Origin of the sequence: Rhodococcus sp. DMU1, from assembly GCF_012272955.1 — a bacterium.
In the GTDB taxonomy this organism is placed as follows: domain Bacteria; phylum Actinomycetota; class Actinomycetes; order Mycobacteriales; family Mycobacteriaceae; genus Rhodococcus; species Rhodococcus aetherivorans.
Genome location: NZ_CP050953.1, coordinates 279014 through 304654 on the forward strand (window position 1 = coordinate 279014; position 25641 = coordinate 304654).

The window sequence follows — 25641 nt, forward strand, 5'->3', positions numbered from 1 at the left end:
CTTCTCTTGACCGTTAGGAGTCTCCTCGCCACCGTGCCCAACCGAGCCACGTTGTCACCGCGCCGACGGGGGCGTCACGGCGCACGTCGATCCGGATCCGGTGCGCGGATCTGGTTTTCGATACATGCAACCTCGATTCGGGGTGCTCGTCGCTGCATGAGGAGGCGACCGAACCGACCCCGATCTGAGTTTCGACGCCGCCGGCGACTTCGCGAACGGAATGTCGCGTTGATGCGAACTTCTCGAATCAGACTTCATCCCAATCTGATTGATCGGACTGGTCCTCTGTCGGTGGAGACTGGCGACTCGGCGCCTTCATGGGTTCGCTGAACCACGGACCCCGCGCCTGCTGGTTCACGGAACGCTCTACTGACGGAAGTCGGTACTGCAGTAGTTCGACAGTAGCCGTGCACCTGACGGATGGCGCCGTTGCGGTCATTCGATGCACTCAGAGCGACGTGCTCCCTCTGCCCCAGGTAGCGGGGGGAGCAATAAGAGGTGCTTCGTTACAGGTGGCTACCAGTAGCGCGTCAGGTGTTGTGCCAATACCCCACGCCTCGGCGATACCCACTGTCTCCATGTGACTTCCGATGGCATCGGCGCCGAGGCTCGGACCGAGTCTTCCGTGACACTCGCAGGCCTCGGCATAGATCCCAGCGTGGCCCCGCGCTGCTCGCGCCAATTCTCAGGGGGCGGTGATGAACCTCGAGCCCGAGGAGACAAAAAGGGGTGTTCCCCTCGTACGAGAAGAACACCCCGCCCTCGAGAACCGGCATAGGTGATCGGCGCCGATCACAACCACGCCGGAAGCGAGAGACTGGCTATCGCCCAGCGTCGCGGGTGTACACGACGAAACGTGTGACCAGGCCGTCACCATCGAGCGTCGCATGATCAATTGCACTCAACAGGTATTCGGTTTCGTCGTTGATCTGAGCCTCCAATTCGTACACGCACATGTCACCCTGCTCGACGAAGCTCGCGAGGCGCAGTCGGGACTTGATGGAGGGAAGGAAGTGCTCGTAGAACGAAGCTATCTCCTGTCGCCCTCGCAACTCGCGACCGTTTGGAGCTAGGAAGAGCGCGTCATCCGCGAACAGGGACGAGAGCCTGTTGTATTGCCCCGCGTTCGTGTACTCGACGTAACGCTCCGCGAACTGGCGGGTCTGGGTCGTCATGCTGAAACGGTTTCCTTTCAATGAGAAGACTGCTGTTCGGGGTTCGATAGCAATGATTGCAGTAGCACAGTGTGTTGCTTATAGGGCAGCATCTCGAAGGTTCGCCCAGGGGTAGAATCCGGGCCCTACCCGAGGTGCTGCTGACTGCTCACGAGGGGTTGATCGGCCTCCTCGGCCTGGGTCCTGGAATCACGCCGCTGCGCTGCAACATGCCTGGTCCGAAGCGCGGCGACCACCGCAAGAATTCCGAGCCACAGACCGGTGAGGAACGACCCCAGCACGAACAGACCCGAATTGAGGACCAATGCAAGCCAGAACGGAGCGATGGCATTCGACACCCGGGTGGTGGAGTGCGCGAATCCCATGCCACTTGCGCGGACAGCCGTCGGGAACTCTTCGCTGGCAGTGACGTTGGTAAGGGGCGAGTACGCACCACTCACGGCCATGACGACGAACGCAGCGGCGATGACGACTGCGGTCTCGTTCGACGCGAAGAAGATGACGATGCTGATGCAGGCCATTGCAGCCAGAGTGAACATCATCGCCCAGCGCGATATGAATCGACTGGAAAGGTAAACAATTCCGGCGCCAATAGGTGCGCCGTACAGGGAAACGGCGGTGACCGTGAGTGCCAAAGAGGAATCGAATCCCCGAGTATCGAGGATGGTGGGCAGCCACATGGAGAACGACTGACCGGCCGTCGAATACAACATCAACATCACCGACACCAGCACCAGCGACACGAGCAGAGGACCGCGAGTCAAACGAACAGGTTCGCCGGCGCCTGCCTGGACCGTGTCAGGTTCCGCGCTCACGTCCTCGACGGTGGGCGAACCCACGAGAGATGCGGCGGATTCGTCCGCTGAGTCTGCTTTCACCAGCGTACGCGATACTCCGGAGTTGCGCTCCATGGACACCATGGCCGATTCTGCATCGTCGAGGCGCCCCTGAGTTACCAACCACAGCGGGGACTCAGGGAGCAGTCGGAGCGGAATGTACAAGAGAATCGCCAGCGCGCTGATGCAGAAGACAAAGCGCCATCCGTCGGGTCCGATTGGAATAATGAGGCGGGCAAGGGTAGCGAAAACAGCTGAGCCCGCTACGCCGATGCCCGATACGATCGCTGTGCGTGCGGTCCTACGCGACGGCGGACTCATTTCAACCAAATAGATGATCGCGACCACGAACAACGATCCGATTCCCGTTCCCGCCATGAATCGAAGAAGGATCAGTTCGATCGGTGAAGAGATGAGCGACTGCGCCAAAGTGAAGAGTGTCGTGACAGCCAATGCGAGGCGGAAGATGCGCACTCGGCCATACCGGTCCGACAGAAGGCCACCGATAGACGCCCCTAGGAATGACCCGATGAATGTTGCTGACATCGTGAGGGCGAACATGCCGGTGGACAGGCCGATCGCCTCTCGCAACGTCGGGGCGACGAGCCCAAGCGATGCGCCGTCACCGATGTCGAAAAAGATGGCCAGCGCGGCCACCGCGATCACCATCCGGGATCGTCCGCGTGCCGGCAACTTCTCGAGACGTGCGGTGATACTGCGGTGGACCGTGTCACGCTGCCCAGGGTCCATCGACTGATCGTCGGGTTGTTTCATTTTCACTTGCTCCTGTTCGGGACATCAGCAGGGGCGTAGGAACGATCCGTGACGTCTGTGCGGGAGGAATTGCATGAAGGTGCCGTATCGCCACAATGCCATGTGACGCCAGTCACATTTATTGAACTATATGACATCGGTCCCGTCAAGGGTGGAACACTGTCGGATTCGGCTGCCGAGTTCTGCTGCGGAGGGAACTTCCTACGCGGCGGACGGCGCGATCCAGTAGGCGATCCGAGACCCGAACACGCTTCAACACAAAGGTTTAGATGAGCCCACGAGGTTGTCGAGCAGACAGGAGGTTAGCCGTCTGTTCGCCTACGAATGCGCGGGTGTTCGGTCAGCAGGCAGCACGCTCGTCAGCCCGCGCCTGTGTGATGTCGGTTTCTCCTGGGTATCCGCCGCCACCGAAAGCTGCATCGAGTGCGTCATAGTCAATGACGCCGCCAACCGTCGGAATTTCCTGGACGAATTCGATGAACTTCGGCTTCTTGTACGAGGCGATGCGCTTCCTGCAGTACTCGCGCAGCTCGTCCTCGGAGACCGTTTGCCCTTCCTTCAAGACGACAATCGCCTTGACAGACTGCATGAAGACAGGGTCCGGCACCCCGATAACTGCCGACTTCGCCACGGCGTGATGGGTGTTCAGACAGCCCTCGACCTCCGGGGGATAGATGTTCTCCGCCGCGGACTTGATCACCCGAACCATGGTGCCGAGAAAGGACACGGAGCCGTCTGGCTCTCGACGACCGGCATCTGTTGTCCGCCACCATCCGCCGTCGAGGAACCGTGCAGCGTTCACCTCGGGACGGTTCCAGTACCCGAGGTGGACGACGTCGCCACGAATCGCGATCTCACCGAGTTCGCCGTCAGGAACTTCTTCTCCGGCCGGATCCACGATCTTCACTTGTGTCCCAGGAAAGGGCCTTCCCGCGCTACCAGTGCCCTCCGGGCCGATGGCTCGTACAAGCGCCATACCGGTCAACTCGGTCTGGCCGTACCCGCCGGGGCGCTGACCCCACGGTGAAGGGTCGACAGGCAATGCGCTACCCCACATGGGTCCGAACGCACCAGCTCGTAGCGCGGAGATATCTTGTCCTGCTTCACTGTTCAGCTTCTTGATCTCGGCGATGGTCGGAGGCATGAGGAAGGCCGAAGTCACCTTCTCGTTGGACAGGATCTCGAGGATGTTGGCGGCGTCAACACGAGGGGTATAGACATTGGTCCCACCCCGCACGTAGACCGGTAATGACTCGAGTTGAAAGTTGGCCGTGTGGAAGAGCGGACCTGAGTTGAGGAAGATCGAGTTGTGGTCGGCACCCGTAATCTCACCGGTCCCGAGTGCCATGGAGATGAGATTTCGGTGGCTCAGCATTGCGCCGCGCGGGCGCTCTGCCGTAGCAGCGGTATAGATCACCAAGAGTGCATCGTCGGACCGGACGTGCCCGTCCTGCAGCGGAGTCGCCGGAGCCGCTGCAACTCTGGCCTCATACCCATCCGACTCGGTGCCGTCGTGTTTGATCCAGGTTGCGTCGAGCTGAGCGAGTTCTCGTGCGAGTGCAACCGTGTCGCCGATCTCCTTCTCCTGCCAGAAGACGACCGCGGGTTGGAGGTCATTGATGACGAACGCCATCTCCTCGGCGGGCTGACGCCAGTTCACAGGGCAGATCATCGCCCCCAACCGGCCGGCAGCGGTGAGCAACTCGAGGAAGCGAAACGACCCTTGGGCCAACCACAGGATGCGGTCGCCCCGAGAGACACCGCACTGCGCCAGTACGTGTGCAACACGATCGACCCGTCGATCGAACTGACGCCAAGTGAATCGGGTGCTCCCGTCGACTACGGCCTCACGCGTGGGGTAGCTTCGGCCATTCTCTCGGCAAATGTCGGAAATAGTCGGTTGATAGACCATGTCACACTCCTTGGGGCTCGACGGGCGTAAACATCGGAAGCGACGCGCCCTCGATGTCGTGGAAGACGACTCGCACCTGCATTCCGATACTGATGGCTTCTGGTGGGCACCCGACAATATTGGTGAGGTACGTCCAGCCTTCGTCGCCTGTGACGACGCCAAGGACATACGGCGTCTCGAAGTCGGCAGAGAGGGGTCTGTGCACCACAGTGAATGTGGTCACCGTCCCCGTACCGCGGCATTCGACGTAGGACCAGTCCGTCGAGTCCGTTCCGGGTGTACATCGTTCTGGCGGGAAAAAGTACCGACCGGTCCTGTTGCACCGTGGGATCACGAAGCGGTGAGCCCGCGCGGCTTCCCAGAACTCGGACGACCAGGTTGAAGGTATTGCAGCAGGGCTTCTCAACGCGGTCCCTTTCCGAAGATGGCGAGTTCATAGTGTCCTGCGGCTGAACCAGCGTTCGCTGCCAGTGCGGTCTCGACGCCCTGAAGTTGATGCACCGCCGTACCCCGTATCTGCCGCACACACTCGATCACTTTGAGTGTCATCTGCTGAGTGCCGTTCCAAGCGTACGAGAGGCATCCTCCATCGGGATTCACCGGACGAGGCCCGACGATGCCGATCGACTCAGAGGTCACGTAACGGCCTCCCTCGCCCTCAGGGCAGTACCCCAAGATCTCGAGTTGCCGAATGATCTCGAACGAATTGGGGTCGTAGAGACTCAGGACGTCGACGTCATCACGACTCCGGCCGGCGATGGCGAAGGCACGCTCGGCGGCGGCGGTGCCGAGCCTGCCTACCGCATCGTAGGAGGGCGGCGTGAAGTACGGTCGCCCGACGGCTTCCATGGACCCACCAAGTACAGAGACCGGTATGTGTGGAAGGTCCCGCGCACGGGCCGTCGATGTCAGGACAACTGCAGCACCGCCTTCGCCGGAGAGGCATACGTCGAGCCGATGCAAGGGGGAAGCCACCATGGGCGACGCCAGAACATCGTCTACGGTGTACGGTCCCCGTCCGAACATGATCGCCTCCGGGTTCGTGTGACCGTTGTTCCGGATTGTCGCGGACACACTCGCGAGCTGCTCGGGCGTGGTTCCGAAGCGATGCATGTGCTCGGCCGCAACCAGGGCGAAGAGAGGGACGACGTAGGCGCCCCAAACGTCGGTGAACTCCCCTGGCTCGGCTCCTGCGCCGACGGTTGCGCCCGGTCCGAACATCCCCGCCATGCCGCCGCCGACCACCACGACGTCACACAGGCCGGCGTTGATCGCTGCGGCCGCATTGAGCACACCCCGTACGCCGGAGGTGTCGAGCAGTGAATCGGCAATCCACCGAACGGGGCCACCGAGGGCGCGAGCCCACGAGGAGCCCTCCCCCGGACGACCGCCTTCACCCGGCCACTCCGCGGCGACTCCGTCGACGTCTGATGGCTTCAAGCCCGCGTCCGCGATCGCACCGAAGACAGCTTCTTGTGCAAGTTCCAGCGACGTGCGGCGTGGGAGTGCTCGAGACTGCTCAGTGGCATAGATTCCAACCACAGCGACGTCTTGGAGCGGCATCAGTGTTCCTCCAGATCTCGACGAAGGTGATGACTGACCTTCGCCAGCCGGCTCGACCAGCGTTTCCTACCCAGTCGAACCACATATAGTTAGATACTTAAGCTGATACTACTGTGCACCACGTCACGTTACAGTGTAAAGTAAAGAGCGAATTTTTGCAGCTCACCGGCCGGACCATAGGCGAGTTTCATCCCGTGAGCTGGGACTTGCCCGGTAGCCCGCGGCCGATGTCGTTCCAGCTGCCGGAGCCGGCGTGGCCGCCCGGTACCTCCCACCAACCGCGCCGAGTACCGTATCCGGTAAGAGCGCGGTGGATACGGCGACACCGACGATCAGCACATCGCGCCCGATCCCATCCCACTGCGTCGAGGCCATCGCGGTCCGGGGATCAGAAGAGCCTCGGTTCACACATGCCAGGCCCACCGGGCGCTGGGGTGCTCATTCGGCGGCGCCTGGCATCGGAAGGTGCGAGCGCTCAGGAAGCTTCTGCGCCGGTCTCCGCCTTCAGCTGAGCTGGCCGGCGCGGGCTCGGATTCCGTCAATCAAGGTTTCGATACCGAAATTGAAGTAGTCGGCACCCCGCAACTCGTCGAGGTACGGCATGATCTGCGCCACCGTCGACGGTAACCCCACCCGGTCTTCGGGTTGAGGCACGGCGTCCAACGCCACCTGGTAACGCCCGAACAGATAGGTGTGGATCATTGCGTAGGCCAGGACGACCTGCCTCTTTTCCAATCCTGCCTCCAGCAGGATCGCCATCAGTGCGTCGACCAATCTCCAATCGGAGTAGAGCATGCGCTGGAGCAGCAGGCTGGCGATCCCGGGATGTCGGCGCAGTTGCGCATCGCTCCTCTCGATCAGCAAACGGAGCTGAGTGTCCCATGGCCCATCATCTGCAGTGGGGATGCGAACATCCGCAAGGGTTCGCCGAGCGACAAGGTCAAGAAGCTCCTGCTTGTCCGTCACATGCGAGTAAGCAGCCATTTGGGAGCGTCCGAGTTCACGAGACAGGCGCCGCATCGAGAGGGCATCGAGCCCGTCCGCTCGAATGATCGTCAGGGCTGCATCGACGATCTGATCCTCGGTCAACGACGGCGGGCGTCCTTTGCCACGCCGAACTGTGTCCTTCATCGCGCGCGAAGAAGATGAACGCTCGTTCGAATTCACAGCGACAGTGTACTCATCGTCCCGCCAGCACCCTGGGGACGACGAGTACACCCCCGTGCCGCCATCACCGCACGCATTAGATTCCGAGGCGTTCGAGGAGCCTCTCGTGCGCCCACGTGGGGCCCCCGAGAAGCAGATCTGTCGTCTGAACGCGCAGGCCGATCGCCTGGGCGACCGTGGGGTCGAATTCGCTGGAGCCGGCCGTCCGAAGCCGCCGGGACACACTACGAGCCGCCGAAGAACACCCGATATGCGCCATTGCAGAAGCAACTGAGCTTTCGCCGATCCTGTTGTCTCCCTGAAGTTTGATCGCTCGGAGCAACAGAGCAGTTGCACTCCATCGCAGAACCTCCATCGCAGCAATCTCGCTGGTGTACCGGCGCCACGCTTCGCTGTCACCACACGACGGAGGCAACTGCGACAGCGTCTTCAGGGCACGATCCACCAGACCCACCTGTTCGGCAGCCAGGGCGGTTGTCCCCCGGTCCACGGTACGGTTCATGACCTGTCCGCCAGCACCTTCCCTGCCGATCATCACCGCAGGCGTGTCGTCGAATGCGACCCGGGCCAGCGGCCGATCAGCATCGAGTGTCGCGAGCGAACTGATGCTCACTCCCGGGGCTGAGGCTTCGACGAGGTACAGGGACGGGCCACCGACCGTGCGTGCGATCGTGAGAATCGTATCTGCCCCCACGGCACTCGGTACAAACCACTTCTCGCCGGAGATCATCCAAGAGTTGCCATCCGAAGACGCGCGGGTGCGAACGAGTGCCGGGTCCCACGAGCCGGACTCCTCCGCCGCAGCCAGAGTTGCCTTTCGGAGATCGGCACTGTCTCTGGTGGATGGAGACGCCACGGAATAGGCTTGGGCGGCGAGACCTGCCGAAGCGAAGTAATCGGTGGACGACAGTGTGAAGCCAGCCGAGTACGCGACCTGCGCGAGCCCCCTTGCAGACGAAGAATTTTCAGACCAGACAGCTTCGGGCAGGATGGTCGACAGCGACTCGTTGCGCTCGATCACGTGACCTGTGACCTCGACAGAGATCGCGTTCAGCGCCTGCTCCGCCTGATAGACCAGTCCACTCGTCGCCGACACCAGCGGCAGGAACGGATCACGGAAGGGGTTCCCGGCATCTGCGAGCAGGCGAGGACCGAGTACCTCGGCGATGAACTCGCCAGCGGTTGCCAGTACACCGCACTCTGCGGCTTCGATCACGGGGGCCGGGCAGTCGGCGATTCCGACGCGCAGTTCGCGTACGGCAGCGAGACCGACCAGGATCTGGCTGAGCCGTCGCCGCAGAGCGCGATCGCCCCAGGTCCACGTGGAGCGCATCAGCGCTGGCAATGTCTCGCCGCCGAGTCGGTCGAGGTAGTCGGCACGCTGTTCAGATGCCATCACCGCGGTGACGATTGTGTGCGTCATCAGTTCTCCAGGAGAGTCTCGAACGGTACCTTCACAGGATGGCCCTTTAACGTTACGCTGTAAAGTATATAAGTTCACGCCCACGCCTGCGGCCGTCGCCCGCGCCAGGAAACATCTGCCCCAGGAGGACTCACATGACCCACGCGACACCTACTACTCGGGAGGACGAGCCGGGTCAGAAGATCTGGGCTCACTCCGGAGACTCCCATCTCATGGAGCCGGACGATCTCTGGACCTCTCGGTTACCGAAGCGACTCGCCGATCGTGCACCGCGTTCCGAGCGTGGCGAAAAGTACGAAATCGTCTACATCGATGGTACTCAAATCGACCGTCAGCTGAATGACTTCATGGACGCGATGCGCCCTCCGGGGGCCAAGGATCTCGACCTCCGACTTCAGGACCTCGACAAGGAAGGAATCCGCTCGCAGGTCGCCTTCCCGTCGATGGGGTTCTGGATCTGCAACATTCGAGACCCCGAACTGGAGAACGCCGTGGCCCGCGCCTGGAACGATTGGGCGCTGGAAGAAGTCATGAGCCGACAAGACCGGGTATTCGCTCCGGCCATCGTCCCGCTGATGGATGTCGAGAACGCAGTCGCCGAGGTAGAGCGTGTAGCCGAACTCGGATTCCAGGCGCTGTACTTCCCCTGCGGCATCTCGGACGACCGTGCCTGGGGCCTCGACTTGTGGGAGCCACTCTGGACCGCAGCCGAGGAACTTCGACTTCCCCTTGCCTTCCACATCGGAACCGGTGGAGAAAACGTGGTGTATCGCGGCCCAGGCGGCGCCGTCGTCAATTACACCGAGACGACGTACCCGGCTATGCGTGTTGTTACACATCTCGTCGCCGGCGGTGCACTCGACCGTCATCCCGACCTGAAGCTTCTCGTCGCAGAAGGTGGCGCAGGATGGGTGCCGGCAATCGGAGACCGAATGGACGAGGCGTACCGGCAGCACGGGATGTTCGTGCGTCCGCGGTTGTCGCGGTTGCCCAGCGAGATCATCCGCCAGCAGGTCTACGCCTCCTTTCAGCACGACATCAGCGCGGTGCAGGTGATCGAGGACACCAACTACGACAATGTCCTCTGGGGTGATGACTATCCGCACCTAGAAGGCACCTACGGGCACACCCAAGAGACACTCCGAGCCGTCTTTACGGATGTCGACACCGCAATCCGAGACCGAGTCCTTCACGGTTCGTTCGAGGAACTGTTTCCAGCGACGGCAGCGACGGCAGCGACGGCATCCTGACCACAGGAAAGACGCACAAACCAGTGATGCGTGGAGGCACCTAGTCGTCCGACCCCGAGGGTGGCCTGCACTCGCTTCCCGCAACAACGTAGCGTGAGCCCGGCGGCGCTGAGCCTTCCTGTCGCCCACAGTCCCGGAGCCATAGAATCCGAAACTTGCAGTTACAACTACACAGGTCCCGGAGACGCCAAGATTGCGGCACAGCAAAAATGCGAAGGAGACATTGTGACAGTGGATCTCAGTGATCTGAAGAATCGGTCGGTCCTTGTGACCGGCGCAACCGGGATGCAGGGCGGGTCCGTCGCACGTGCACTCAGCCGCGGCGGGGCTTTCGTGTCAGCTCTTGTCCGCGACCCTGGATCCGAAGCTGCCACGGAGCTCGAGAAGTCCGGGATACGCCTGGTCAAGGGCGAACTCGAGGACAGATCCTCGCTGCGGGCAGCATGTGCCGGACACGACTCCGTCTTTTCAGTTCAACTTGCTTCGAGTCCAACCAACCCAACTTCCGAGCGAGACCACGCACACAACCTGATTACGGCTGCGAGAGACTCGAAGGTCTCGCACTTCGTGCACAGCTCAGTATCCGGAACGGGCTGGCGAAAGTCTCATTCGCAAGCACATTCTGGTGGGACAGACGCCTATTGGGACAGCAAGGAGGCCGTCGAGGATGCCGTACGCAGCGCCGGGTTCCCAGTCTGGACCATACTGAAGCCAGCATTCTTCATGGAGAACTTCATGGCGCCCAAAGTCGCTCACATGTTTCCCTTCCTGAGCCATGGCGAGATCGTCGTAGCGTGTGGAATCACCACTACCCTGGCCATGGTCTCGGGTGACGACTTCGGCAAGGCAGCCGCCGCTGTTGTCGCCGACCCCGCCCGCTTTGCGGAGGCGGAAATCGAGCTTTCCTCCACGGCACTGAGCTTTGCGGAGATTGCGGACACCTACGGCGATGTAACCGGTGTTCGCACCAAGGTCTGTTCGGCGTCTCCAGAGGAGATCGAGGAGCGGTTGGGCAACAGATCCTGGTCCGGCATGCAAATTTGGCTCGCCGCTGTGGGCTACCCAGCTCGACCTGAACACGCTGCCGAATACGGGATCGATATCCGCACAAGCTTCCGAGATTGGCTTTCTGCACACCGGTGATCACCCATGGAAGTCTGTAACCGTCGAGCATCTCGAACACTCCGCTGTTGCACGCCAACGAGTCGAATGGTTCACTCCCGGGCGACTCTATCCTGACCTGTACGCAGAACCTCCTAGGGAGAAACCGTTGCGAAACATCAATTTCAGCGGCCGCGTTGCGATTGTTACCGGCGCCGGCCGAGGGCTGGGGCGATCCTACGCAGAAATCCTGGCCGCGCGCGGTGCGATAGTGGTCGTCAATGACGTGACGAATCCCGGCGAAGTCGCAGACGCCATCCGAGACGCCGGCGGATCATCTATCGCAAGCGACCATGATATCTCGACACCAACGGGCGCCAAAGGCTTGATCGATTTCACCGAGGCGCAATGCGGAGGCGTCGACGTCCTTGTCAATAATGCCGCTGTCGGTCGGTATTCCAGCTTTCTGAACGTAGAAATCGAAGAGTATGAGTTGGTGCGCCGAGTTGGACTCGACGGCACATTCTACGTCACGCGAGCTGCGTGGCCCATCATGGCCGCCCAGGGGTACGGTCGAATCGTTATGACCACTTCAGGCCACGGTCTGCTAGGCGGCAGAGATTCCATCAGTTACTCGGCTACCAAGGGCGGGGTATTCGGCATGATGCGTTCGGCTGCACTCGACGGCAAGCCCTTCGGAATCATGGTCAATTCCATCTGCCCAGCCGCGTATACGCCAATGGCCGAGTCTTACGTGAGCGAAGAATGGGCGGAGAAGATGCGAGTGGAGTCGCCCACCAGCCTGGTGTCCCCTCTCGTTGCTCTACTGTGCAGTGAGCAGTGCCCCACGACGGGCGCCAATTTTGACGTCGGGTCGGGTCGGGTTGGCATGGTCACTCCTTTCACAAACGCGGGATATTACGACCGAGACCAGACACCCGAGTCGATTCTCGAGCACTGGTCTGAAGTAACTGATACGGCGGTACAGACCGCGTATACCAGTTCTCGAGAATCCACCGAAGCAGTAGGAATAGCTCGAAGGAGAACAGGGGCAGACGCGACTCACTGATCCGTGAAGGCGACTAATACTGCTTCGTTATCAACTCCAATCGAGAGTCTGTCGAACCGCTTCGGCAGATTACCGCCATTAGGATTCCGCATCTATCGACCCTGATGCCACCTGGAAATGAAAGGAGCTCGACATGGGAGGTCGACTCGCAGGAAAGTCTGCGATCGTAACTGGTGCAGGTTCTGGTATCGGACGCGCCATCGCGTTACGATTCGCGACAGAAGGCGCTGAGGTTCTTGCGGCTGACATCAGCGATAGCGTCAGAGAAACTGCAGCTCAGTCGAACGCGATCACTCCGATCTTGTGCGATGTAAGCGACCAGGAACATGTTCAGCGCCTGGAGGAGGAGGCCCGAAAGCGATTCGGGGGCCTCGATGTCTTGGCAAACAACGCCGGCATCGGCGGCTTGAGCGGAGTGCCGCTTCACGAGTACCCGATCGAGGCATTCGACAGAGCGCACGCTGTAAACGTCCGCGGCGCTTTCATGGTGCTTCAGTCGGGGATCCGTCTCATGCTCGATAGCGGCGGGGGAACGGTCGTAAACACCGCATCGACCGCCGGATTCCGAGCCACCCCCGGGTCTTCTGGATACGTCATCGCGAAGGGTGGTGTAGTGATGATGACGAGACAAGCCGGTTACGAGTACGCAGACAAGGGAATCCGCGTGAATGCGGTCGCTCCTGGGACCATCCAGACACCCATACTCGACGGCATCTCGGACGAGCTCATGGAAGAGCTTCAATCCCGTTCACCGGAGAAGCGACTGGGTCGGCCGGAGGAAGTAGCCTCGCTGGCGCTCTTTCTCGCATCGGATGAATCGTCCCACATCATCGGGCAGTGCTACTTGATCGACGGCGGTCGTACTGCCGGCTAGATTTCCGACGTTTCGGAACGGTGGGTGTTTGCCCGGGCGATATCGGTGACCATTGGTAGGACTTGTCTGGTTCGACACTTCGAGGCGTGTGGGCTCGAGATCTCACATGATTTCCGGACCGCGGCCAGCGTGGATGCCGCAGCCCTGACCGATATCAGTGAAGTCACCGTGGGATGCCGCCCCGGTACGGAAAACCCTGTCCCGCAGGGTGTGCGACCTGAAGACGTCGGATGTGTGGGTGATAGACGACACCGGGTTCACGAAGGACGGCGACGCTCCACCAAGTGTGCCCTACAGTCTTCAGGCGCTCTTGGCAAGATCGGGAACCTGCAAGGTCGCGGTCAGTGTGCACGCCGCCACCGATGCCGCGTCCGCGCCGGTGGATTGGCGGACCGACTGACCACTGGTCGCCGATGCGGGCCTACGCCAGCAGGGACTGTTGCGTCGCGGGGCCGGAGTGCCCATAACGGGGGAGATTATGCGAACAGCCGTCTGAAGCAGGTGATGGCCGCGGCAGTGCGAACGGTCTCGCCGTGAACTCTTCGCGACCGCCGATCGAACGTTTCATCGTCTACCACAACACATCCCACACCTCTACATGAGACACGCTCCAACCAGGGGCCGGCTCTCGTCTCCAGCTCGACGCAGTTATCGTTACCGTCCGGCCGGTTCTGAGGCAGATCTGTCCTCGAGGTCCTGTTACCTGACACCCGAAAGGCGCTTACACGAATCGCGCTTGGTGCAGCGGAACGGATTTGGCTCACGGTCGCGGAGGCTGTGCCCGATCCCCCGAGTCGGGGCATAAGGGTGCGCGATCGTCCGTCCGAGCCCGGCACCGGAGGAAGAATGCACAGCTCCCGCCCGCCTTCGGAGTGCCGATAGGTTCCACCGCGGACGGGCGGCCCCATTCGCAGCGGCGTCGCACCTGGCTCTCACCGACCGTGCATGGAAACCGGCTTTCATTGCCCAACAGTCGATCCCGGTCTCTACTCGATGTCTCCCGAGGGCCGCGAGACCTGAGGCCGCCTTCCAGCCGAATCGCATTCCGAAGGTCCGCCCGAGGCCGTTATCCGATAGATACTTAAGCTTATTGAATCGTTGCTTGCGTCACATTACGCTATGTGTAGGTTTGCCGCTCCGCGTGCGGTTGGACGAAGCGCGCGACCTCTAAGCACCCACGGACGGAGTTGATCTTGACAGCACAACGTAGCCCACTCGCCGAAGGCAGGGTGAGTGCTCGGCGGCATGACAGCGGCGCACTGCTGGAGCCAGCGGTAGAGCTGGCTTCGCGTGCTGAGATTGAATCGAACCAGGAACAAAAGATCCTGGAGTTGGTCCAGTATGCCTGGGATCGTTCAGCCTTCTACCGCGAGTTCTGGGGCGCTAGTGGCATCACGCCGGACGACATCAAATCCGTTCGCGACTTCGTCGAGAAGGTGCCTCTGATGACGAAGGACGACATTCGCGCGTTTCGCGCACGAACTGGCGATCCGTTCGGTGGACTCCTGTGCGTCGATCCGTCCGAACTTACTTCTGTCATCACAACTTCGGGGACCACCGGTGAACCCGAGCCGGTGGCCGAGATCTGGGATGAGATTCCACCGATCCCGACTGCGTGCCTTCGTGACCAGTGGGAGTGGGGTTTGCGACCCGGCGATCGCATTATCGTCCCGGCGGGGACGTTCAAGAACTACTGGGACACGCTCTACAACGCCATGGGTCTGGTTCCGATCTTTGTGGATACGTGGATCGGGCACGGTGAGCGGGTCCTGAACGTGATCAAGCGCCACAACGTGGCGTACATGCTCCTGCCGATGCCTCTCATTCTCGAGTTCGAAGCTCTCGAGGATCGCTACAACCTGCGGGAGATGCTCTCGTCGCTCAAGTACGTGTCTTTCTCCGGTCAGCCGCTCGGCGCAGTACTCCGGCGGAAGATCACCGAGGACTGGGGTGTGGAGATCGCCACGTTCACGAGCGCCGGCGACTGCGGTTTGGCGTGGGAAGGCACAGATCAGGATGGGTTCTATCTCTGGGAGGACACGATTCTTCCTGAGGTGATCGACCCGGTCACTCACCTGGAGGTCGGGGACGACGAAGTTGGTGAACTGGTGACCACTGACTTCGACAATCGAGTCGCGCCGTACATCAGGTTTCGGTCAGGTGATCTCGTCCGCAGAACCAAGAAGAAATCGTCGCTCGGCCGCCACCAGGCTCGGATGTGGGTAATCGGACGAATGGGCGACCAGACGATGATCGACGGACGAGCCGTCGTCGTCAGCGACATCTGGGCAGCCATCGAGACCCTGAACGAAACCAGCGACGGAATGTTCCAGATCGTGCAGTATGCGTCGAAGATGGACCGGCTCAAGCTGCGCGTCGGCTATGCGCCGGAGCGAACCAGCGACATCGACGACCTGGGTGAGCGGGTTTCATCCCTCCTCGAGCAGAGGCTCCGGGTTGGCGTGGACGTCACTCTGATGACAGTCGACGAGATTCTCAAGTTCAGTTCAAGTGTGGCCAAGTTCCCGAGAGTGGTGAAGCAGTGAGTCGGCGTTCCATGGTTGAGGCGATCCGCAAAGTCCCCGCAGCCCCCATTTACGGCATTGTCGTTACTGATTTCGGCGGTGAGCCATACGAGTACGAGGTGGGCTGGGATGATGCTGAACGAGACTTCCAGTGGGCACTGCATATTCTGAGGCGCGCGGGCGTTGCCTCGGATGACTACATCCTGTGCACGACGCCCAACCACGAACTTCCATGGACCAGCCCGTTCATCCGCGCATTTCGCGAGATCGGCGCGACGTACGTTCCAGCGGAGCAGCATAGTTGGGACTCCCGCCGATTTCTTGCGATGCTCGACAGGCTTCCCGTCACGGTCGTGTTCGGACTGTGGCCAGAGACCCTGAATGCGATTGCGGACAGTAGGCCCGATCTTCAGGAGGTCTTCTCCGACACCCGGCTGATTTGGGCCAGGCCCGAGGCCCGTCGGCAGCTGTCGGCCGCGGGAGTGCAGTCTTTGCCGTTCGCACTGTTGGGTCCTGCCGTCGGGATCGGGTTGCCCGACGACGACGGCATGCAGGTCAACGGGAATGAGTGGGAGTTTCGCTCCCAGGACGGAGATCTGGTCGTCTCCGCCAAGACGCAGCGGAGGGCCAGGCTAGTGGAGGTTCCGACAGGGGTCCGCGCTACGGTCACCGCGACCGAGGGCGGCGGAACCCTGGTTCGGCTCTCCTGACTCCGGCTCCGGAACCCTGAGTGGGTGCAGCGGTGCGCCTTCGGGTATCCGACCCGTCGGCGCGGTGGATTCGACACAGGCAGCCAACCGAAGACGCGTCGCGTGTCTGTTTCTTCCCCGGAGATCGTGTCTGCTCCTCAACTCGGCAGCGCCTGAGTTGCACCAGGTGAACCGGTTCTCGGGGTGGTCCCGCGTATCTGCGCTGGTAGAGGCGGTGCGTGTTCGGAAAATGGCACACTAACGGCTCGATAGACTCCGCCCTGTGGCCGCCTACATCCGCAAAGTCCGCACCGCCTCGGGAGCAACCGCGGTGCAGATCGCGGCCAAGCAAGGCCGCCGGGACAAGGTCCTCGAGCACCTCGGGTCCGCCCACACCGACAGTGAACTCGCCGCCCTGCTCGAGATCGCTCGAACAAAGCTGCTCGCCGGCCAGCAAGAGCTCGACCTCGGCCTCGGCGCCACCAGCGGTGCACCGACGATCACCGGGAAACGATCCCGCTGGCTGATCGAGTCCATCGCTGCTGCGTGGCGACACCTCGGCTTCGACGTGGTCGACAACGAAGCGTTCTTCCAGCTGGTCGTGGCCCGGCTCGTCGAGCCGACGTCGGTGGCGGACGCGGGCAGAGTGCTGCGCGAGATCGGGATCGCCCCGGCGCACCGCAACACCTTCGTGCGGACCCTGCAGCGATGCACCGCCGACGGCTACCGCGACGACATCGCGCAACGCTGCTTCGCCCATGCCGCCACCGCAGGGGACCTGAACCTGCTGCTCTACGACGTGACCACCTTGTACTTCGAAGCCGACAAGGAAGACGACCTGCGCAAGGTCGGGTACTCCAAGGAGCGCCGGGTCGATCCACAGATCGTCGTCGGGCTGCTCGTCGATCGAACCGGATTTCCGTTGGAGATCGGGTGTTTCGAAGGAAACCACGCTTCAGACCCGCACCATCGTGCCCATCGTGCGGCAGTTCCAGGCCCGCCACAGTATCGAGGGTGTGGAGATGGTCATCGCCGCCGACGCCGGGATGCTGTCGGCGACGAACCTGAAGGATCTCGATGCGGCCGGACTGAAGTTCATCGTCGGCTCGAGGGTGACGAAGGCGCCGGCGGATCTGGCCAGCCATTTTCACTGGAACGGAGACGTGTTCACCGACGGACAGATCATCTTTCGCCGTGACCCCACGGCACGCCAAGAGCACGGTCAACGACATCGGTCGCCGCGGCGAGCCGGTGTGGGAGCCGACCGACACGTCGGCGTGACGGGCGATCTGGGCGTACTCGGCCACGCGTGCCGTGCGGGACAACCAGACCCTGAACGCGCAGGAAACCCGGGCCCGGGAGGTCATCGACGGCACCCGCACCACCCGCACACCGCGGTTCGTCAAGACCACCACGAAGGGCAAATCCCTCGACACCGACGCTCTGGCCGGGCGCGGTCACTCATCGGGCTGAAGGGCTACGTCACCAACCTGCCTGTCTCGCTGATGAATCCGCGGGAAGTGATGAAGAAGTACCACGATCTGTGGCACGTCGAGCAGTCGTTTCGGATGTCGAAGACGGATCTGCGGGCCCGCCCGATTTTCAGCCACACCCGGGAGTCGATCGAGGCGCACCTGACCATCGTGTTCACCGCATTGGCGATCTCACGGTATCTGCAGGATGCGACCGGGATATCGATCAGGAAGATCGTGCGGACCCTACGACCTCTGCAGGAAGTCACCGTCACCATCGCCGGCCACGAGCACACCGCCTTCGATCCGCTCACCGACGACGCCGTACACATCCTCGACTCCCTCGGCATCGCGAATCCCCGGTCGAGGTTGGCACACTAATCTGGTGCAACTCGGGCCGGAGATCGTGTCTGCTCCTCAACTCGGCAGCGACGAATCGTTCGAGCATGAACAAGGTGCATGTTCGGATGTGGTTCGAGACGCACACGAGCAGATCGTCGGTTCTTGTGCCGGCTGCTACATAGATGAGGTGATGTGCACGTGTGCCTTCCATCTTCCCGCTCGGCTCGATTAGTGGTTCCTCGACTCACACAACCTGTCCACTGGTTGCGTCGCGACTCGTTTGCTGGCTCTTTGCAGTGGTAGGTCGGGTGTCGACCGATCCCGTTGGCGTTTCGATGACTGAGAAAGGCCCGCGCCCCTTCTGCCGCCGTTCCGGGAGGGGAAACGTCTTCGGCCGGCCACCGGCGTTCTTCGGGTAGAGCGAGTCGAACCGTCGGTATTGAAGTTGTGGGTCACATCCCGGACGCGTTCGGCACTGGAGAAACTGACCTCGGCGATCTTCGGCACCGGCATGCGCTGCGCGGAGAGAAGAACCATCTGCGCCCGCCGCTGGGTCACCACCGACCCGATTCCGCTTCGGGTGATCCGCACCAGGCGTCGGCCTTGATCGTCGAATTCTTGCACTCGTAGTCGTTCTGCCACTCGACGAGGCTGGTCGATGCGGTGGCCGACACGCCGCAACCGGATGGCGTGTGGGCCACAACTGGGCAAAGGTTCACGGGTGAATGAGCGAGGTCTCCGGTATCTGGGTTCAGCAATCAAGCAAAACCCTGAGTACGAGACCTCATGCCCAGCCTAGCGGTGCCGGGCCGGGCAGACCTGACCGACGCGCAGTGGGCGCGGTCGGCTCCGCGGCTGCCCGGGGAAGAAGACAGGCCGCCGGTCGAAATGGACGAAACGCCAGTTCATCGACGGCATCCGGTGGCGGGCCCGCACGGGTACCTCCTGGTGGGACGTCCCGTCCCGGTACGGACCGTGGCAGACGGTGTACGGGATGTTCCGGCGCTGGCAACGCGTTGGACTGTGGGCACAGATCCTGACGGCATTGCAGGCACTCGCCGACGCTGCCGGCGCCATCGTGTCGGACGTCGGCGTCGACTCGGCCATCGCGGGCACATCAACATGCGGCCAGGGTCCGCGGGGACGGCGATCAGCAGCGAGCAGGGCCGCAAACCGTTGTCGATCGTCGTCACCGCCGGTCAGCGTGGGGACAGTCCACGGTTCACCGCGGTTGGGACTGCTGTAGGAACAGGTGACATCTGAACTGTGGTGCCGTGAGGCACTGCTGGAAGGATGGACCCCGTGCCCAAGCCTTATCCGAAAGAGTTCCGCGACGATGTCGTCCGGGTGGCCCGAGGTCGCGAACCAGGTCAGCACCTGCGGCAGATCGCCGCGGACTTCGGCATCAGCGAATCCTGCTTGACGAACTGGCTCAGGAAGGCTGACGTCGAAGAGGGCATCAAGCCAGGGACGACGAACGAGGAGTCCAGAGAGAACCGCGAGCTGAGAAAACGGATCCGTTTGCTCGAGCAGGAGAACGAGGTGCTTCGGCGGGCCGCAGCCTATCTGTCGCAGGCGAATCTTCCGGGAAAATGATCTACCCGCTCGTCCGCGAGCTGGCCGCCGGCGGGATCCCCGTCGCGGCGACGTGCCGGGTCCTGGGGATCGCCCGCCAACCGTACTACCGGTGGCTCGTCCGTCCTGTCACCGATGCCGAACTCGAGGAGGCCTATCGGGCGAACGCCCTGTTCGACGCCCACCGCGAAGACCCGGAATTCGGCTACCGGTTCCTCGCCGACGAGGCCCGCGATGCGGGTGAGTCGATGTCGGACCGGACGGCCTGGCGGATCTGCTCCGAGAATCGGTGGTGGAGTGCGTTCGGCAAGAAACGTGGCTCGAAGAAGGGTTGTTCCGGGCCACCGGTGCACGACGATCTCGTCGGCCGCGTCTTCGCCTCGAACGAGCCGAATCGCTTGTGGCTCACCGATATCACCGAGCACAGAACCGATGAAGGCAAGCTCTACCTCTGTGCGGTAAAGGACGCCTATTCGAACCGGATCGTGGGTTACTCGATCAGTGATCGGATGAAGTCCCGGCTCGCCGTGGCCGCCCTCGAATCCGCGGTCGCCCGGCGGGGCTCTGTCGCCGGATGCGTGGTTCATTCCGATCGCGGATCGCAATTTCGCAGCCGGAAATTCGTCCGCGCTCTGGACCGTCACGGCTTGGTCGGATCGATGGGACGTGTCGGTGCGGCCGGCGACAACGCCGCGATGGAATCGTTCTTCGCGCTCCTACAACGCAACGTTCTTGACCGGCAACGCTGGACCACACGTGAGCAGCTACGCATCGCCATCGTCACCTGGATTGAGCGGACCTATCACCGCCGGCGACGGCAGCTCAGACTCGGCAGATTGACGCCTGTTGAGTTCGAGACAATCATGACCACACCGGCCGCACAGGCCGCGTGACCGAAACTGTCACCGGATCGTGCATCAGTCCCGTTCTCGACGGGATCGGTGTGCCGCGGACCAGCCGCGGTCGGCTGCGTACCCGGCCGGATCGTGTGCTGTCCGACAGAGCATACTGCAGCACCGGAAACCGCGCCTACCTGCGCAAACGCGGTAGCGTGCGACCATTCCGGTCGAGGACGATCAGGCTGCCCACCGGCAGCGGAACGGGTCGCTCGGTGGACGTCCGCCAGAGTTCGACACCGAGCACTACAAGCAGCGTCATGCTGTCGAAGGCGGTATCAACAAGCTCGAGCAGAACCGCGCGGTGGCAATCAGTACGACAAGCTTGCGGTCCGCTATACCGCCACCGTCCGAATCACCGCTGTCAATCAGTGGCTCCGGCCCGACCGCTTGTGAAACACGCCCTAGATGGCTGGTGTCGAACGGCGCCTCGAGGCGCCGGATCGCTCACCTTCGCCGGGCAGGATGACCGCCGATGGTCGGTGTGATGCCCGGGTGACGGCGTCAGCACTCGTCCACGGGTGTGCGTCATGACCGCAACGAGGAGCAGAACCGGCCCGTCGTCCGGATCAGGCGATGGCCACGGTCCACTGTCCTGCCCGGTGGGTGATTCCGAAGGTGGCCAGACGAGCGAGGTTGACCGCTGCAGCGAGCAGACCGAAGTCAGCGGCGATCTTCGTGGTGCCCCGGACACGTACTCGACGACCGCCGTGGCGGCGACGCATGAGATGACCGATCTTGCGTTCGACTTTGGGTCGGGTGGCCCGGTACTCGGTTTTCCAGAGCGGATCCTGTTGCCGGATACGTGCTGTGGCCAAGTGCTTCTCGTGTGGGCCGACTGTGATGGTGCGGCCGTCGGAGGCCGAGGTGCACTGCGCTCGCAACGGGCACCGGATGCAGGCGGCACCGAACGAGGCCGCCCCGGCCACGCGGGTGCCGGCCCGGGGCCGGATCGGCACGGTCTCCCCGGCCGGGCAGGTCACCGACATCGCGTCGAGGTCGATTCCGAACCGGTCCTTGGAGAAATGGCCCTTCACCGCAGGTGACGGCTGCACCTTCACTCCGTTGTGAATCCCATTGTCGTCCAAACATTTCAACAACTCTCCGGCACCGTATGCCGCGTCACCGAAGACACGCGTCTCGGCTTCGGCTTCGGCTTCGGCTTCGGCTTCGGCTTCGGCTTCGGCTTCGGCTTCGGCTTCGGCTTCGGCTTCGGCTTCGGCTTCGGCTTCGGAAGGCAGGATGTCGGCAAGCAGGCCCGCCGCGAACTCCGCGTCGCCGCCGTTGCCCGGTGTGACCTCGGTCGCGGTGATGATTTCACTGTCGGGATCGATGGCGATGTGACCCTTGTAACCGTCGAAACCGCGGGCCCGGGTCTTGTGGCCGTGGCGAGACTGCGGATCGACGGTGGAGATGACCCGGTCGGCGGCGACCCTGCGCACGATTCGGAACACCCCGTCGTCGTCGGCAGCGAGGTCCTGACCCAGCACGGTGGCCAGCAGCGTCGAGGCCCGCTCGACCGAGTCGTCGAGTTCGCGGCCGTCGAGATACGCCAACACGGCCAGACCGTCGCAGGCCCGGGAGTCGATCAACTGTGCGCGGGCTGCCTCGTCGTCCCAGTCGATGGACGGTTTGGCGGCACTGGCGTAGTCGTCACCGCTGGTGAGTACCGCTCGCAGCTGCTGCGCCAGGTTTGCATCGACGGCCGCGAGCAGCCCTCGAATCGCCGAACGGACCAGCGTGATCGTGTCCATCGTGGCGACCGCGTCGTACAGCGGAGTCGAGTCCAGCACCCGCTTGCGGCCGATCACCCCGGCCTGGTGGGCCACCTCGAGCACCGCCTCGAAGACCCTGTTCGGCCGAGTCGAACGGGCCAACCTGGCCCGCATGTCCACCAGCACCGTGTGCACGAATCCTGGATAGTCGAAGTCCAATCCACCTGCGGCGTACTTCCACCGAGCATCGAACGCGAACCGATCGACCGCCTCACGATCGGACAGGCCCTCGAGTCGTTGCAACACCATCACCACCGCCACGATCATCGGCGGCACGCTACGACGCCCGACATCGGTGAACAGGTCGGCGAACATCTCATCCGGGAACAACCGGAAGCATTCCCGGTGCAGTACACCGTAAATCGAGTCCTTTCCCACCCGGTCCTGGCAATACTCCACCGTCGAGCGGAGCAGACTCGACTGACCGGACACCCTACCCAGACTCACCCCTTCATTCTGCTCGAGCCGCCTCGATCAGCGCGGCAACGCCACGCGAAAAACACCAGCCATCTAGATGGCTGGTGTCGAACGGCGCCTCGAGGCGCCTGATCGCTCACCTTCGCCGGGCAGGATGACCGCCGATGGTCGGTGTGATGCCCGGGTGACGGCGTCAGCACTCGTCCACGGGTGTGCGTCATGACCGCAACGAGGAGCAGAACCGGCCCGTCGTCCGGATCAGGCGATGGCCACGGTCCACTGTCCTGCCCGGTGGGTGATTCCGAAGGTGGCCAGACGAGCGAGGTTGACCGCTGCAGCGAGCAGACCGAAGTCAGCGGCGATCTTCGTGGTGCCCCGGACACGTACTCGACGACCGCCGTGGCGGCGACGCATGAGATGACCGATCTTGCGTTCGACTTTGGGTCGGGTGGCCCGGTACTCGGTTTTCCAGAGCGGATCCTGTTGCCGGATACGTGCTGTGGCCAAGTGCTTCTCGTGTGGGCCGACTGTGATGGTGCGGCCGTCGGAGGCCGAGGTGCACTGCGCTCGCAACGGGCACCGGATGCAGGCGGCACCGAACGAGGCCGCCCCGGCCACGCGGGTGCCGGCCCGGGGCCGGATCGGCACGGTCTCCCCGGCCGGGCAGGTCACCGACATCGCGTCGAGGTCGATTCCGAACCGGTCCTTGGAGAAATGGCCCTTCACCGCAGGTGACGGCTGCACCTTCACTCCGTTGTGAATCCCATTGTCGTCCAAACATTTCAACAACTCTCCGGCACCGTATGCCGCGTCACCGAAGACACGCGTCTCGGCTTCGGCTTCGGCTTCGGCTTCGGCTTCGGCTTCGGCTTCGGCTTCGGCTTCGGCTTCGGCTTCGGCTTCGGCTTCGGAAGGCAGGATGTCGGCAAGCAGGCCCGCTGCGAACTCCGCGTCGCCGCCGTTGCCCGGTGTGACCTCGGTCGCGGTGATGATTTCACTGTCGGGATCGATGGCGATGTGACCCTTGTAGCCGTCGAAACCGCGGGCCCGGGTCTTGTGACCGTGGCGGGACTGCGGATCGACGGTGGAGATGACCCGGTCGGCGGCGACCTTGCGCACGATTCGGAACACCCCATCGTCGTCGGTAGCGAGGTCCTGACCCAGCACGGTGCCCAGCAGCGTCGAGGCCCGCTCGACCGGGTCGTCGAGTTCGCGGCCGTCGAGACACGCCAACATGGTCAGACCGTCGCGGGCCCGGGTATCGATCAACTGTGCGCGGGCTGCCTCGTCGTCCCAGTCGATGGACGGTTTGGCGGCACTGGCGTAGTCGTCACCGCTGGTGAGTACCGCTCGCAGCTGCTGCGCCCGGTTTGCATCGACGGCTGCGAGCAGCCCTCGAATCGCCGAACGGACCAGCGTGATCGTGTCCATCGTGGCGACCGCGTCGTACAGCGGCGTCGAGTCCAGCACCCGCTTGCGGCCGATCACCCCGGCCTGGTGGGCCACCTCGAGCACCGCCTCGAAGACCCTGTTCGGCCGAGTCGAACGGGCCAGTCGGGCTCGCATGTCCACCAGCACCGTGTGCACGAATCCCGGATAGTCGAAGTCCAATCCACCTGCGGCGTACTTCCACCGAGCATCGAACGCGAACCGATCGACCGCCTCACGCTCGGACAGGCCCTCGAGTCGTTGCAACACCATCACCACCGCCACGATCATCGGCGGCACGCTACGACGCCCGACATCGGTGAACAGGTCGGCGAACATCTCATCCGGGAACAACCGGAAGCATTCCCGGTGCAGTACACCGTAAATCGAGTCCGCCCCCACCCGGTCCTGGCAATACTCCACCGTCGATCGGAGCAGACTCGACTGACCGGACACCCTACCCAGACTCACCCCTTCATTCTGCTCGAGCCGCCTCGATCAGCGCGGCAACGCCACGCGAAAAACACCAGCCATCTAGCATCATTCATCCGAGATGGCACGGTCCTCGTACGGCACTGCGATCGGATCCTCGAGACTCCCGGACCACCGCGGCGGACGCTTCTCCAGGAACGCACTTACGCCCTCGAAAGCGTCCGACTCGCGGGCCAAAGCGATGAACAAGTCCGATTCGTACGCCATCGACGACGCGAACCTGTCCTCGAGACTGTCGAGCAGGAGGCGCTTGGCAAACCCGACAGCCCGGGGAGCAGTCCGAGACACAATCTCCCTGGCCATCGCGAGTGCCTCCTTCTCAACTTCCTCCCGCGGTACCGCCCGAGTACAGATTCCCCAACGTTCAGCCTCAACACCTGAGAATCTTCTACCCGTCAGAATTAGTTCCGAAGCTACGGTCAGTCCAGCGAGGCGGGGAAGTGTCCAGTGAGATCCCAACTCTGGAACGACACCGAGTCGAGTCATCGGAATCGCCATACGCGCATCGGTTGCAACAATCCGGATATCGCACAAGAGGCTGAGAGTAACACCCATCCCAATTGCGTCGCCGTTGATTGCCGCTATCACTGGCTTGTCGATATGCCGCGGTGTCACCAAGTCGTGTAAGACGTTCTTCTCTCCGCTCTCTTCCGCGGAAGCGCCGAATCCCTCAGCCAAATCTGCTCCGACCGAGAAGAAATTCCCTGATCCGGTGAGGATTACAACCCGCACTTCGTCTGCATTCGCACACCAGCGGAGAGCATCGCTCAACGCCCGCACCATGGGGACGGTCCATGCGTTTCTGTGCTTCTCACGGTCCAGGGTGATCGTGGCGATCTGCTCGGACACTGCCAAACCTATGCCGTCTCGGTGATCGAGTATCCGC

General features: G+C 62.4%; 19 protein-coding genes and 3 pseudogenes. 11 read left to right on the forward strand and 11 right to left on the reverse strand.

Annotated elements, in window-relative coordinates; all coding sequences use genetic code 11:
• Positions 1-821: 821 nt before the first annotated feature.
• The 7 genes from HFP48_RS29330 to HFP48_RS29360 all read right to left on the reverse strand — a co-directional run bounded on the left by HFP48_RS29330 (position 822) and on the right by HFP48_RS29360 (position 8850).
• Entirely contained in the window at positions 822-1175 is a 354-nt protein-coding gene (locus tag HFP48_RS29330; RefSeq protein WP_168580857.1) for a nuclear transport factor 2 family protein, read from the reverse strand.
• A 125-nt stretch (positions 1176-1300) separates the two neighbouring features.
• On the reverse strand, positions 1301-2785 hold the full coding sequence (locus tag HFP48_RS29335; protein WP_168580858.1) for an MFS transporter: 1485 nt from the start codon (positions 2783-2785) through the stop codon (positions 1301-1303).
• A 340-nt stretch (positions 2786-3125) separates the two neighbouring features.
• Positions 3126-4697, reverse strand: a complete 1572-nt coding sequence (locus HFP48_RS29340; protein WP_168580859.1) for an AMP-binding protein — start codon at positions 4695-4697, stop codon at positions 3126-3128.
• Position 4698: 1 nt separating this feature from the next.
• Complete coding sequence (locus tag HFP48_RS32145) at positions 4699-5103, reverse strand: OB-fold domain-containing protein (protein ID WP_168580860.1); 405 nt, start codon at positions 5101-5103, stop codon at positions 4699-4701.
• A complete protein-coding gene (locus tag HFP48_RS29350; RefSeq protein WP_168580861.1) occupies positions 5100-6260 on the reverse strand; it encodes a thiolase family protein in 1161 nt (386 codons plus the stop codon). Before HFP48_RS29350 ends, HFP48_RS32145 begins: the two co-directional genes overlap by 4 nt.
• A gap of 504 nt (positions 6261-6764) precedes the next feature.
• On the reverse strand, positions 6765-7427 hold the full coding sequence (locus HFP48_RS29355; RefSeq protein WP_246872623.1) for a TetR/AcrR family transcriptional regulator C-terminal domain-containing protein: 663 nt from the start codon (positions 7425-7427) through the stop codon (positions 6765-6767).
• A gap of 76 nt (positions 7428-7503) precedes the next feature.
• Positions 7504-8850 carry an acyl-CoA dehydrogenase family protein gene (locus tag HFP48_RS29360; protein ID WP_168580862.1) on the reverse strand — a complete coding sequence of 449 codons (1347 nt, stop codon included), beginning with the start codon at positions 8848-8850 and terminating at the stop codon, positions 7504-7506.
• Positions 8851-8984: 134 nt separating this feature from the next.
• Between HFP48_RS29360 and HFP48_RS29365 the strand changes: the two genes are divergently transcribed.
• From HFP48_RS29365 to HFP48_RS29400, 8 genes are all read left to right on the forward strand, one after another.
• Positions 8985-10100 (forward strand): amidohydrolase family protein, encoded by a 1116-nt coding sequence (locus tag HFP48_RS29365; protein ID WP_168580863.1) that lies wholly within the window; start codon positions 8985-8987, stop codon positions 10098-10100.
• A gap of 225 nt (positions 10101-10325) precedes the next feature.
• Positions 10326-11243: an NmrA family NAD(P)-binding protein gene (locus tag HFP48_RS29370; RefSeq protein WP_168580864.1), complete on the forward strand. Its 918-nt coding sequence runs from the start codon at positions 10326-10328 to the stop codon at positions 11241-11243.
• A gap of 127 nt (positions 11244-11370) precedes the next feature.
• Positions 11371-12270 (forward strand): SDR family NAD(P)-dependent oxidoreductase, encoded by a 900-nt coding sequence (locus HFP48_RS29375; protein ID WP_168580865.1) that lies wholly within the window; start codon positions 11371-11373, stop codon positions 12268-12270.
• A 133-nt stretch (positions 12271-12403) separates the two neighbouring features.
• Positions 12404-13144: an SDR family oxidoreductase gene (locus HFP48_RS29380; protein ID WP_168580866.1), complete on the forward strand. Its 741-nt coding sequence runs from the start codon at positions 12404-12406 to the stop codon at positions 13142-13144.
• A gap of 157 nt (positions 13145-13301) precedes the next feature.
• Positions 13302-13544 (forward strand): transposase, encoded by a 243-nt coding sequence (locus HFP48_RS29385; RefSeq protein ID WP_168580867.1) that lies wholly within the window; start codon positions 13302-13304, stop codon positions 13542-13544.
• A 793-nt stretch (positions 13545-14337) separates the two neighbouring features.
• Complete coding sequence (locus HFP48_RS29390) at positions 14338-15690, forward strand: phenylacetate--CoA ligase family protein (RefSeq protein ID WP_246872625.1); 1353 nt, start codon at positions 14338-14340, stop codon at positions 15688-15690.
• Between the two features lie 11 nt (positions 15691-15701).
• Positions 15702-16379 (forward strand): hypothetical protein, encoded by a 678-nt coding sequence (locus HFP48_RS29395; RefSeq protein WP_168580868.1) that lies wholly within the window; start codon positions 15702-15704, stop codon positions 16377-16379.
• Positions 16380-17380: 1001 nt separating this feature from the next.
• Positions 17381-18211: a transposase gene (locus tag HFP48_RS29400; RefSeq protein WP_246872626.1), complete on the forward strand. Its 831-nt coding sequence runs from the start codon at positions 17381-17383 to the stop codon at positions 18209-18211.
• A 322-nt stretch (positions 18212-18533) separates the two neighbouring features.
• On the opposite strand, the pseudogene HFP48_RS31875 reads toward HFP48_RS29400, so the two are convergent.
• Positions 18534-18814 (reverse strand): annotated as a pseudogene (locus tag HFP48_RS31875) (IS630 family transposase); the annotation flags it as partial.
• Between the two features lie 144 nt (positions 18815-18958).
• Here HFP48_RS31875 and HFP48_RS29410 point away from each other — a divergent pair.
• From HFP48_RS29410 to HFP48_RS31880, 3 genes and pseudogenes are all read left to right on the forward strand, one after another.
• Positions 18959-19396 (forward strand): annotated as a pseudogene (locus tag HFP48_RS29410) (transposase); the annotation flags it as partial.
• 78 nt (positions 19397-19474) lie between these two features.
• Positions 19475-20640, forward strand: a protein-coding gene (locus tag HFP48_RS29415; RefSeq protein ID WP_168580870.1) for an IS3 family transposase whose coding sequence is annotated in 2 segments (ribosomal slippage) — positions 19475-19747 and positions 19750-20640 — 1164 coding nt in all. Because the reading frame shifts where the segments join, the coding sequence is not laid out codon by codon here.
• Positions 20641-20672: 32 nt separating this feature from the next.
• Positions 20673-21039 (forward strand): annotated as a pseudogene (locus tag HFP48_RS31880) (transposase); the annotation flags it as partial.
• 173 nt (positions 21040-21212) lie between these two features.
• Here HFP48_RS31880 and HFP48_RS29420 read toward each other — a convergent pair.
• The 3 genes from HFP48_RS29420 to HFP48_RS29430 all read right to left on the reverse strand — a co-directional run bounded on the left by HFP48_RS29420 (position 21213) and on the right by HFP48_RS29430 (position 25604).
• Positions 21213-22865, reverse strand: coding sequence for a transposase (locus HFP48_RS29420; protein ID WP_168580171.1), 1653 nt, complete (start codon positions 22863-22865; stop codon positions 21213-21215).
• 228 nt (positions 22866-23093) lie between these two features.
• Positions 23094-24734, reverse strand: a complete 1641-nt coding sequence (locus HFP48_RS29425; RefSeq protein ID WP_168580871.1) for an IS1182 family transposase — start codon at positions 24732-24734, stop codon at positions 23094-23096.
• 69 nt (positions 24735-24803) lie between these two features.
• On the reverse strand, positions 24804-25604 hold the full coding sequence (locus tag HFP48_RS29430) for an enoyl-CoA hydratase/isomerase family protein (RefSeq protein WP_168580872.1): 801 nt from the start codon (positions 25602-25604) through the stop codon (positions 24804-24806).
• Positions 25605-25641 lie beyond the last annotated feature (37 nt).